Raw genomic sequence first — 11,339 nt, 5'->3', positions numbered from 1 at the left:
CCAGCTTGGTATCACTCCGGTATCACTTTGGTATCACTTCGGTATCACTTCGGTATCACCCTCCCCGTCGGTGGGCGTGATACCGCCCCGGGGGGGAGGGGGTCACCCCAAACGCAGCCCGGCCCCGGACGCAGCCCACATCGATGCTCTTTGAAAGGGAAGTTTTAGGCGCGGCTACGTGTCGAAGGTGCCGTTCTGGTAGTCCGCGAAGGCCTGGTAGACCTGCTCCATGGTGTTCATCACGAAGGGGCCCTGCCGGGCGATAGGCTCGTCCAGGCGCTGGGCCGCCAGCAGCAGGAAGCGCGCGCCGCGCGCCCCCGCCGTCACCTGCACCGTGTCGCCCCCGGCCAGCACCAGCAGTTGCAGGGGCGTGCCCACCGTCGCCTCACCGGGCGGGCCCACGCGCGCCTCGCCGTCAATGACGTAGGCAAAGGCGGTCATGGACTCCGGCACCGGCTGGGAAAAGGCCGCGGCCGGCTCCAGCGTCACGTCGAAATAGTGGGCCGGAATCCAGGTCTTTGCCGGGCCCTGCGTGCCCTGGTACTCGCCGGCAATCACTTTCACGCTGCTGCCGCCGTTCGCCACCACGGGAATCTCCTCGGGCGGGATGTCCTGGTAGCGCGGCTCGGTCATCTTGTGCTCGGCGGGCAGGTTCAGCCACAGCTGGTAGCCCCACACCAGCCCGTCGGTCATGGCCGGCATTTCGCTGTGGATGATGCCCCGTCCGGCGGTCATCCACTGCACCGACCCCGCCGTCAGGTGGCCCTCGTTCCCCCGCGAGTCCTTGTGGGTAAATTCGCCGTGCAGCATGTAGGTGATGGTCTCAAAACCCCGGTGCGGGTGGGACGGAAACCCGCCGATGTAGTCGTCCGGGTTGTCGCTCTTGAATTCGTCCAGCAGCAGGAACGGGTCCAGTTCCCGCAGCTCGTGGGTGCCGATGATGCGGGTGACCCGCACGCCGTCGCCGTCGGTGGTGGCCCTGCCGGTCACCACTTTTGAAACGGTGCGGTAGGTCGGTTCAGACACGTGCGTATGCTTGCGTAGCGCGCCTGCGGGCGGCTACATGAGCACGTCCACCAGCGTCTGCCCCACGTCCTGCGAGATGCCCAGCGGGCGGAAGGCCAGCGGGCCCCCTTCGTCGAGGATGGGCTCCTGCGCGTGGAGGGACGGCTTGGTGGTGTTTTCGAAGAACAGACCCGTGGGAATTTCATCGCCCCACACGAAGGCCTGCTCCATGCCCGCCCGCCAGTCGCTGGGGTCATGGCCGTTATCTTCCAGCTTCGTCACCCGCTCTTTGAAATAGGCGTAAGTGTTGATGTGATTGTAGGTCACGCACGGGCTGAAGACGTCCAGCAGGGCGAAGCCCTTATGCTCGATGCCGGCTTTCATCAGCGCGCTCAGATGCTTGGCATCGGCGCTGTAGCCCCGGGCAACCCAGGTCGCGCCTCCGGCAATGGCCATGGCCATGGGGTTGAGGGGCATCTCGATGCTGCCTTCAGGCGAACTCTTGGTGACCATCCCCTGCTCGCTGGTGGGTGAGAGCTGGCCGGTGGTCAGCCCGTAGATCTGGTTGTTCATCACGATGTACAGCAGGTCCACGTTGCGCCGCATGGTGTGCAGCAGGTGGTTGCCGCCGATGCCGTAGCCGTCGCCGTCGCCTCCGGTGACCACGATGGTGAGCTCGTGGTTGGCCAGCTGCAGGCCCGTCGCCACGGGCAATGACCGGCCGTGCAGCGTGTGCATACCATAGGTATGGATGAAGCCCGGCAGGTTGGACGAGCAACCGATCCCGCTGACGGTCACGATATCGTGCGGGGCTTTGCCCAGGTCGGCGGCCGCCTGTTGCAGCGCCTTCAGGACCCCGAAGTCGCCGCAGCCGGGGCACCAGTCAGGAGCAACCGGCCCCTTAAAGTCCTTGGCCGTATAGGCCGGACGGTCTTCTACCAGTGCAGTTGCCATCGCTATCCTCCTTAAACCTTGTATTCGTGTGTCGGCACGTACTGCGCCGTTTTGCCCTGCAGAATTTCCTGCACGCCTTCCACGATATGGTGCGTGAGAAAGGGCTCGCCGTCATATTTGCGGATGTGGGCGTCGGCGAAAACGCCGGTCTCGGAGCGCAGGTAGCGGGCAAACTGGCCGGTGTAGTTGTTCTCTACTATGATGACCTTTTGGCTCGCGCCCAGAACCGCGCTGATGACCTCGCCGTGCAGTGGAACCAGCCACTTCACCTGCAGATGGTTGGTGCTGGTCCCTGCGGCGTTGAGCTGCTCCGTGGCTTCATCCAGCACGCCCTTGGTGGAACCCCAGCCAACCAGCGTCACGTCGGCGTCTGCGGGACCGTCCAGTTCCGGGGCCGGAACCATCGCTGCGGCCAGTTCCATCTTGCGCATGCGCTTTTCCATCATGGCTTGGCGCTTGTGCGGGTCGGTAAACTCGTCGCTGATGAGGGTGCTGTCTTCATCCTGCTCGTCGGAGGCAACCACGTGAATATAGCCCTCAATCCCCGGCAGCGCGCGGGGGGATATGCCGCTCTTGGTGATCTCGTAACGCAGGTAAGCGCCGTTCGAGCCGTTGCTGCGTGCCGGGTCGATCAGTTCGCCCCGGTCGATGTCCTGGTCCCATTTAAACAGGGCCGGATCCATACTGGTGGTGCCTTCGGATATCAGCAGGTCGGTGAGCACCAAGGCGGGACACTGGAGCCGGTCCACCACGTTGAACACTTCCGGTATGGTGGCGAACGCATCGGCGACATCGGTGGGAGCCACAATGACGCGCGGAAAATCGCCCTGGGACGCGCCCAGCGCCTGCCAGAGATCGCCCTGCTCGGTCTTGGTGGGAACACCGGTGGAGGGACCGCTGCGCATGACGTTGATCACCACCACAGGAATTTCCATCATCGCCGCCAGACCGATGCCCTCGGTCATGAGGGCGAAACCGCCGCCCGAAGTGGCGCACATGGCCCGCGTGCCGGCATGGGCCGCTCCAATAGCCATATTGATCACGCCCAGCTCGTCCTCAACCTGGCGCACCATGATGCCCAGTTTGCGGGCGTTGGCGGCGAACCAGTGCAGGACGCCGGTGGACGGGCTCATGGGGTAAGCGCAGTAGAACTTCACGCCCGCGGCAGCGCCACCCATAGCCAGTGCAGTATTGCCATTGAGGATCGCGAGTCCATCCTTGGGCGCAGGTATCGCATGGCTCATGGGCTTGAAATGTTCGCCTGCAAACGCGTAGCCGGCGCTGGCGGCGGCGAGGTTTTCAGCCACCACTTCGGCCCCTTTCCGGGCGAACTGCTTCTTGAGTGCGTCCTCCAGCGGGTCAAGGCTGAAGCCGGAGATATAGAGCACCGCGCCGGCGGCGATGGTGTTGCCCAGCATCTTGTTGGTAGGATTGGGCGACAAAGTGGCGATGGGCAGGGCGATCAAGTTCACGTTGGGAGGAGCATCCGTGGGCTTGATCTTGCCGCCATCATAAATGGCGAACGTACCGGGCCCCAGAATTCCCAGATGGCGATCGAGGGTATCCTGATTGAGGCAGACCAGGATATCGATCACGTCACCGTGCGTGCCGATGGCTTCAGCGCTGGCGCGGATGGTAAGAAAGGTGTGTCCACCGCGAATGATGGACTGAAAGGCGTTATACGCCCAAACATTCAATCCGCGCCGGGCAAAAATAAATGCAAGGATGTTGCCCACGGAGGCGATGCCCTGTCCCGCAGCACCGCCGATACCAATTTTCAGATCAAAATCTGACATCTTCTACCCTCGTAAGTATGGCCCAGCGCCTGGTGGAACCTCCCGGAGATCCGCAGCCCAGCTGGCATGCGGCCCAACGCTCCGCAGAGTCGGTTCCTGCTCTCAGCAATGCTCTACTGCCCAGCACGAGCCCGTCACAAAACTCGCCGTTCGTCTCTTGACGACTCGTATAGCATGGAAGTTAGTTAATTAAGTTGCGGGAAGGGTATTGACTAGGCGACAGCCGGTGCAAATGGCTGCGGCGAGACCCTCGCAGCGGAACGCAACGGGAGCGCGGCGGCGCTGCCCTTTGCACATTACAATTTCTGCCGCATTCACCGCTCGCTGATGGTAACGCCTGCAATGGAGGCCGGAGTTGCGAGCACCCATTGGGATACAAGAAAATTGTTGTCGATAGACTAGATTTCGGTATCTGTCGAACTTTAGGAAAGCAGCAGGTGCGTAGGCGGTCACTGTCGCTGATCATGTCGGAATTTTGTATATTTCGCTTAATTTCATATTAGGGAGACAGACCAATGCACGTAGATCGAGAGAGAAGAGTCCTCAAAGAATTAGAGAACGCCAAGGCGCTATCTATGACGATTAGGTTTGATTTTGAACTTGGCGATGGGGCCATTACAAACACTATGACATTCAATGGCATGCCAGGGCTACTATTCGAATCCGAGGGAAAGCAAGTCATAAAGTGCTTGCCGTTGAATCAACTTGGGATAGGGGATACGACTGATGAGGCCTCTGCAATGCTCATCGAAGACCTTGTTGAAATGCTAAAGGAGGCATTGAATGAAAGCACCTTACTTGAAGATATTAAAGATATGCTGAAAGGGAAGGCAGCACTGATTTACTGGGATAAGTACCTCCAGCTAGCAGAGGAGGGGTCTGTTGGAGCCGTATCCAAAAAGGTGGAGCGGAGCATTGAAAACCTCGAGCTGGAAACGGATGAAAGGATTGATCCTGCCTTAGCTGCAAGGTACCGAGAGTACAGTGGCACTACTTTGATACCTTGATGGCAAAACGTACTAGCAAGAAGCCTCGACTGAGGTGGCGAGAAATTAAGACGATTATAGAGCGCAACGGGGTTGAGGTTTCAGAAGGTGCAGGAAGTCGGAAAAAGCTGAGGAAGCAAACATCACAGGGTAGCCTTAAATCAACGATTCATGCCCACGGCCCTGGATCTGAGATACCGACTGCTTTTATAGATCAAATCATTGACAAGTTTGGCAAGGACGAAGCGGAGTTCTACGGCTAGACTGGCTTATTCCCTCATGAGTACCCAAGCCAAATAAGTCCAGTTCTCCTCATTCCCCGGCTTCCAACGCGGTCTGCGTGAGGGCGGATTACTTAAAATTAGGACATTACTCGGCGGTGGCTGGAGGTCACAGGCAGCGGTTCAAGTCGGGGCCGGCTCGATCATAATATCGTGCCAGGTACCCTAGCCGGAGTAACTGCCTCCAGCATCCCAACTATGTAACGCTGCAACCGTCAGGATCAGTTTCATGCTGGCATTCAAAATTCGATCTGGACACCGCCATAAAAGGCTCTCCCTGGCGCAGGAAAACCAGCCGCTTCCTCATACTGGGCATCCATCAGGTTTTCGACCCGTCCGAGTAACCTTAGACGTCCGCTCAGATCCCACGATAATGCGACGTCGAGCTTTGCGTAGCCAGGGTAAAAAGCCTCTCCCCCGGTTCCGAAGTCGTTATCAAAGCGTTGGCCCACAAGGTTGATATCCAAGTTCAGATTTAAGGCGCTAACAGGATTCAAGTTAATGTTTATATTTGCTTTATGGGCTGGTCGCCGTAACAGTGGTTTGCCCGTGGCCTCATCTTCAGTATCCAGGAAAGTATAGTTAGCCGAGACCCGCAGCCGTCCGTTGAGGCGAAAATTCCCTGTCCATTCGATCCCCTCGGATTTTGCCGCGCTGATGTTACCCGCTGAAAAGGTGTTGGGATCAAACCCGATCAGGTTCTCAAAATCGGTGTGGAAATAACTTACCGCCAGGCCGATTCGGCCATCCAAAAGCTCCTGCTCCAAGCCCACCTCAAAGCTCCTGTTCTCTTCGGGCTTGAGGTCCGGGTTTCCGTAGCCGGGAAAATAGAGCTCGTTGATGCTGGGTGCCCTGAAACCCGTTCCCCAGCTGCCCTTCACTTTCGTTGCCGTCCTACGCAGCGGATGAACGGTATACGCCGAGGTGATCCGCAAGTTTGTGCTGGGCCCGAAACTGCCGTGGTCATCAACTCGGACACCGGTAGTCAAGCTGAAGCGATCGTTTTGCCGGAACTGGTTTTGAATGTAAATCGCGCGGCTCGCAACCTCCTCGTCGAAGTCAGTATCACCGAACGGTCCGGTGGAGACATTCTTGCCCACCAGTCGTTGCCATTCGACTCCGGCAACGATGACGTTGGAGGGCAGCAGGTCGAAATCGAGCTGCCAATCGACGGTGGCGATGGAGGTCTGGGTGCGGGAGACAAGGTCGCCCGCAAACGGACCGGTCGCGCCTGGATCGACGGGGTCATCAAACAGCAAATCGTCGTCCGTTCGAGATATGACTAACCTGTGATGCCAGCGTCCGCGCACAACATGGTCAACCCGCAATGCGACGGTAGCCAGACGGTCCTCTATCCTTGCGTTCGGGTCGACGGCTATGAATCGCTGGCCGGGCACGCCCCCGCCGCTGCCAACTGCCCGTGCCACCAGGGAGAGTTTCAGGTTGTCGGACAGGGAGGATTCGACGCGTGCGGCCAGAGTAGAATTCCCGTAATCATCGTTCTCAAACGCACCCTCTGAATCGGTGCGGGACAACGAAACAGCGTAGTTGACCCTCCCGCGGCTCCCTGCAAGATGAGCCGACTCCCGGAACGTCGAGAATTGACCCGCCTCGGAGCGAACGACGAGGCGTGGATCGCCCTCGCCTTTGTGGCTAATAATATTGATGACCCCACCAATTGCGTCCGATCCGTAGAGGGTGCTTTGCGGTCCTCGGACAACTTCGATGCTTTCGATGTTATCGGTGGTGAGATTTCCAAAATTGAATCCGCCGGTGGTGGGACTGTTGACCTGCACCCCATCCAGCAGCACCAAAGCGCTGCTGCTGCCGGCCCCCCTTAGAAAAGCCGAAGCGGCTTGCCCCAGGGAACCTGATCGCACCATGTCCAGCCCAGGGACGTTCCTCAGGACCTCAGCGACAGTTCTCGCCTGCTGATCCTCAATGTCCTGGCGCAGAAGCACGGTTGCGGAGCTCGAAATTCGGTCCAGTGGCTCCGGGAGGCGATTGGCCGTGATAATGACAGCCGGCAGATGATAGCTGGGCGCAATGCGGGCGCTGTCTGCCACGGGAGAGGTCCCGTCTCGCCCGACCGCCAGTGAATCCAGCCCGGCTGACTGTTTTGGGGTCTGCGCCGATGCTGCCGTGGGCAGGGCGGGAACCGCCAGGCGCAGGCATAGCAGCAGGGACGGCCAGACGGCTGGCCGCAGTTTGTCCCTCAGCGAAAACAAAAAGCCCCGATTGTAGAGTCGGGGCGGATATGAACTAGCATGCATCCTAACCTCACCCGCGAAGGTTTAAGAAAAGGAACAGGTGTCTGGCTCAGTCCGTCAGCGAGCGGACCTCACAGTTGCGGGGCAGCGCCTGAATCTCACAGGTCTTCCCTGTCATCATGACAAAAAGCAGTGCGCGGCAAGTTAGGCTGGTTCCCGCACCGAATCAAGCGCTCGCTGGCGGCCTGGCCGGCCCAGCCCGTGAAGCGACCATTAAGCGTTGCCCGAGCGCGGACCGAAGCATAACATCTGTGGCCAATTAAGCCACCCGATTCAGATGCTGCCACCCACCACGAATAGCCTATGGACCTGCTGAGCCGCCTCATCCCCGTGGTTCACTGGGCTCCCCGCCTGGTGCTGGCGGCCATCTTCATACCGCAAGGCTACTCCAAATTCATCTATCCCGGCATCATACCGCCGCCCTACTGGCAGCTAGTGGGTGTGCTGGAGCTATTGGGCGGGGTGTTCCTTGTCGTGGGGGCCTTTGGCCGGGACCTGCTGACCCGGGCCGGGGCACTGCTCATCCTGGTGGTGATGACCGGGGCCACGATCATGATGTATCAGCCCAACGCGATTTCCTATGGCCTGGACGTGCCCAAGCTGTGGGTTGGCCCTATGGGCGGGCTGGACCTGCAGGCCCTTACGGCGGCCGTTTCACTGTACTATCTGGTGAAGGGCAACGAGGTCAGGTAGCGGGCTGGGCGGTACGGCCGGTGACCGCAGCTACGGCCCGCCGACCAGCGGAGCGGTGGTCTGCCCCGTCTAACCTAGTCTTTGCAGGCTGCGATGATCTCCGCCAACACCCGGTCGCTGTCAGCGATGGAGGGCTGGCAGTTGGCCGCACCTTTGTGGCCACCGCCGCCGTATTGCTTGCACAACTCGCCTGAGTCGACCTTGGCGGTACGATTGAAGATGGAGTGTGCCACCGAGATAGTCGAGAACTCGCCCTTTTTCCCATCGGCAATTCGGACCGACGTGTTGCCCTCCTTAAGACCGTCCAGCGTGTAGATAAGAAAGCGATTCGCCGGGGGAATGTCCTTACCGCGTACGTCGGTGACGATGACGTTTCCATCCAGGTGGGAATGGGCCGCGTAGAACTCGGCCGCTACCGCCTGCATGTCCCGGTATTCGCTGAGCCGCTCCTGCGTATCGGACATGGCCAGGATCTCATCCACGGTGTGCTTGGTGAGCAACTCGGGCATCTGCCCGCCCCATTGAAAATTGCTGATGGAGAACTTCTTGCTGTGTCCCAGTCCGGTGCGGGGATCGAGGAGAAATCCCAGCAGGATGGTCCCTTCCGGGTCCATGACCTGGGACAGGCTCAGATCGGCGCTGTCCAACGTATCGGTGTCCTGGACGACCTTTTCGAACTTGTTCAACGCGGGGTAGTCGGGCAAATAATACTTGTATACCAGGCCGGCCGTACTGGGAGCGATGGCCACCACGCCTTGAAATTCCTTTTTATCGAACTCGTCCCGGTTCATCTCGCTGGAGTGGTGGTCAAACCACATATAGCAGTTTTCATCGAAGGGCAGATTGCAAAGGATATCCTGGTTCGTAACCTCAACTTTGCCATCCTGAACATCTTTGGGATGGGCCTGCATGGTTTCATCGACCAGGCCGATATCCAGCAGCATAGCGGCGCAAACCGTGCCATCCAAATCTCCTCTATAGACGACTCTCATAACAAGCTTCCTTCCTCGATATAGCGTGCGTATACTGGTTGGCTGAGCCGTGTAATTTAATATGCTCATCTCGACTCAGACAGAGGAGTTTTGGGGCTTGCCCGCAATTGAGGGTCCTCAGATCAATCCTTAATTCAGGGCGCCCGGACCGGTAAATTGTGGCCATCTGCAGGCAGCGGCCAAGGCGAGAGTGTTTAGCGGCCAGCTGCCGCGTGAGATCAGGAGGGCGCCGCAAAGATGATCGGATGCCGTAATAAATGCCCCGGCTGATCCTGCTCCGTCACGGCGAAAGCACCTGGAATCTGGAGAATCGGTTCACGGGGTGGACCGACGTGGATCTGTCCGCAACCGGCGAGGTGGAGGCGCACGCAGCCGGACGCCTGCTGGCGGCGGCGGGCATGACCTTCAGCTGGGCGCTCACTTCCGTGCTTAAGCGAGCCGTGCGCACGCTGTGGATCGTCCTGGATGAGATGGATCTGATGTGGCTGCCGGTGGAGCGATCCTGGCGATTGAACGAGCGGCATTACGGCGCCCTGCAGGGGCTCAACAAGGCCGAGACCGCCGAGAAATATGGCGCCGAGCAGGTCCATCAGTGGCGGCGGAGCTACGCCGTGGCGCCGCCTGCGCTGGAGCGGGACGATGAGCGCCACCCGCGCTTCGATGAGCGCTATGCCGGTCTGCCGGCCGAGCAGCTGCCGGGTACGGAGTCGCTGGCCGATACCTTCAGGCGGGTCATGCCATTCTGGGAGCAGGCGGTGGCGCCCAAATTGGCGGCAGGCAGCGATATTCTCATCAGCGCGCACGGCAACAGTCTGAGGGCGCTGGTGAAATACCTGGATCACATTTCCGACGAAGAGATCAGTGCACTGAACATCCCCACCGGCATGCCCCTGATCTACGAGTTGGGGGGGTCACTGGAGGTGCTGGAAGCGCGCTACCTGGGCGATCCCGAGGCTGTCAGAGCAGCTACCGAAGCGGTGGCGCGACAGGCCGAGAAGAGCGCTCCACATTGAGGCGTGCGGGACACCGCTTGTGGCCGGCAGGTGCGCCGCTCCGGGCCATTCCCGGAGGGCGCCCGTACTGCCGAGTTGACCGAAACCGGCGCAGCGAACAAATCAGGAGGTAGTACAATTATGGACGGAAATGATCTGGCCGGCATCGCCCGGGCCATGGTGGCGCCGGGCAAGGGCCTCCTGGCCGCGGACGAAAGCACCGGCACCATCGCCAAGCGGCTGAAAGACATCGGCGTGGAGTCCACCGAAGAACACCGCCGCGCCTATCGGGAACTGCTGTTTACCACAGCGGGCCTTGAGACGTTCATCAGCGGCGTCATACTTTACGACGAAACCATCCGCCAGCAGTCACAGGACGGCAGGGCGTTCCCCGAACTACTCAAATCCAAGGGCATTTTTGCGGGGATCAAACCTGACAAAGGGGCCCAGCCGCTGGCCGGATTCCCCGGGGAGACGGTGACCGAGGGGCTGGACGGCCTGCGCGAACGACTGGAGGAGTATCGCAGCCTGGGGGCACAGTTTGCCAAGTGGCGGGCGGTGATCAGGATCGGGAGCGGGCTGCCCACGGGGACGGCCCTGGAGGCCAATGCCCACGCGCTGGCCCGCTACGCCGCCCTCTGCCAGGAGGTTGGGCTGGTGCCCATCGTCGAACCTGAGGTGCTGATGGACGGCGAGCACACCCTGGAGCGCTGCGAGGAGGTCACCACCAGGACGCTGGAGACGGTCTTCGCTGCGCTGGCCCAGCATCGTGTGGCGCTGGAAGGCACCATTCTCAAGCCCAATATGGTGATCTCCGGAAAGGATTGCCCGCAGCAGGCCAGCGCGGGAGAAATTGCCGCGGCAACGTTACGCTGCTTCCGAAAGACCGTTCCCTCGGCCGTGCCGGGAATTGCGTTTCTGTCCGGCGGGCAGAGCCCACAACAGGCCACGGAGAACCTCAATGCCATGAATGCGCCCGGAGTGGAGCTCCCGTGGGAGCTGAGCTTCAGCTACGGCCGAGCGCTCCAGGAGCCGGTCTTGCGAGCGTGGCGGGGTGACCCCGCCCAGGTAGCGGCAGCTCAAAAAGCCCTCCACCACCGGGCCCAGCTGAACGGCGCGGCGCGGGCTGGCACCTATTCACGGGAGCTGGAGACAACCGCGACCTAGCCATGGGGTGGGGCCGGAGAGCCGCGGACGGAATGAGCCGCCTCCCACAGCGTGGGGCTCGCGCCGTGCGCTTTGCCACCTGATAAAGCTTGCCGCTCTGCAACCGCGCGACTAGATTTTCAGGCTGTCATGCTGTAGCCACGGCGTGAACGTAGCCGGCCCGCCGACGGGCTAGTGCAGAGGGGCGATTTAACAGCATCTAG

Annotated in this window: 10 protein-coding genes and 1 riboswitch; of the genes, 5 read left to right on the top strand and 5 right to left on the bottom strand. The window is 60.3% G+C overall.

The window, feature by feature from the left end:
- Positions 1 to 174 precede the first annotated feature (174 nt).
- The 3 genes from IH971_09115 to IH971_09105 are packed head-to-tail and all read right to left on the bottom strand — an operon-like array spanning position 175 to position 3,755.
- Positions 175 to 1,026: a pirin family protein gene (locus IH971_09115; GenBank protein ID MCH7497998.1), complete on the bottom strand. Its 852-nt coding sequence runs from the start codon at positions 1,024 to 1,026 to the stop codon at positions 175 to 177.
- 33 nt (positions 1,027 to 1,059) lie between these two features.
- Positions 1,060 to 1,959, bottom strand: a complete 900-nt coding sequence (locus IH971_09110) for a 2-oxoacid:ferredoxin oxidoreductase subunit beta (protein ID MCH7497997.1) — start codon at positions 1,957 to 1,959, stop codon at positions 1,060 to 1,062.
- An 11-nt stretch (positions 1,960 to 1,970) separates the two neighbouring features.
- Positions 1,971 to 3,755 (bottom strand): 2-oxoacid:acceptor oxidoreductase subunit alpha, encoded by a 1,785-nt coding sequence (locus tag IH971_09105; protein MCH7497996.1) that lies wholly within the window; start codon positions 3,753 to 3,755, stop codon positions 1,971 to 1,973.
- 515 nt (positions 3,756 to 4,270) lie between these two features.
- Between IH971_09105 and IH971_09100 the strand changes: the two genes are divergently transcribed.
- Positions 4,271 to 4,762 (top strand): hypothetical protein, encoded by a 492-nt coding sequence (locus tag IH971_09100; GenBank protein MCH7497995.1) that lies wholly within the window; start codon positions 4,271 to 4,273, stop codon positions 4,760 to 4,762.
- On the top strand, positions 4,762 to 5,004 hold the full coding sequence (locus tag IH971_09095; protein MCH7497994.1) for a type II toxin-antitoxin system HicA family toxin: 243 nt from the start codon (positions 4,762 to 4,764) through the stop codon (positions 5,002 to 5,004). Before IH971_09100 ends, IH971_09095 begins: the two co-directional genes overlap by 1 nt.
- Positions 5,005 to 5,261: 257 nt before the next feature.
- On the opposite strand, the gene IH971_09090 is transcribed toward IH971_09095, so the two are convergent.
- Positions 5,262 to 7,295 (bottom strand): TonB-dependent receptor, encoded by a 2,034-nt coding sequence (locus tag IH971_09090; protein ID MCH7497993.1) that lies wholly within the window; start codon positions 7,293 to 7,295, stop codon positions 5,262 to 5,264.
- Between the two features lie 14 nt (positions 7,296 to 7,309).
- Positions 7,310 to 7,465: riboswitch (cobalamin riboswitch) on the bottom strand.
- Between the two features lie 130 nt (positions 7,466 to 7,595).
- Here IH971_09090 and IH971_09085 point away from each other — a divergent pair.
- Complete coding sequence (locus IH971_09085; protein ID MCH7497992.1) at positions 7,596 to 7,985, top strand: DoxX family protein; 390 nt, start codon at positions 7,596 to 7,598, stop codon at positions 7,983 to 7,985.
- 74 nt (positions 7,986 to 8,059) lie between these two features.
- Here the strand turns inward: IH971_09085 and IH971_09080 are convergent, their stop codons facing one another.
- Positions 8,060 to 8,977, bottom strand: coding sequence for an exopolyphosphatase (locus IH971_09080; protein MCH7497991.1), 918 nt, complete (start codon positions 8,975 to 8,977; stop codon positions 8,060 to 8,062).
- Between the two features lie 257 nt (positions 8,978 to 9,234).
- Between IH971_09080 and gpmA the strand changes: the two genes are divergently transcribed.
- A complete protein-coding gene (gene gpmA / locus IH971_09075; GenBank protein MCH7497990.1) occupies positions 9,235 to 9,990 on the top strand; it encodes a 2,3-diphosphoglycerate-dependent phosphoglycerate mutase in 756 nt (251 codons plus the stop codon).
- Between the two features lie 120 nt (positions 9,991 to 10,110).
- Entirely contained in the window at positions 10,111 to 11,136 is a 1,026-nt protein-coding gene (locus tag IH971_09070) for a fructose-bisphosphate aldolase class I (GenBank protein ID MCH7497989.1), read from the top strand.
- Positions 11,137 to 11,339: the final 203 nt, after the last annotated feature.

The organism is Candidatus Neomarinimicrobiota bacterium, from assembly GCA_022560655.1.
Lineage (GTDB): Bacteria > Fidelibacterota > Marinisomatia > SCGC-AAA003-L08 > TS1B11 > JADFSS01.
Note: the sequence above shows the minus strand (reverse complement) of the source record. Positions and strands in the feature narration are given on the sequence as shown.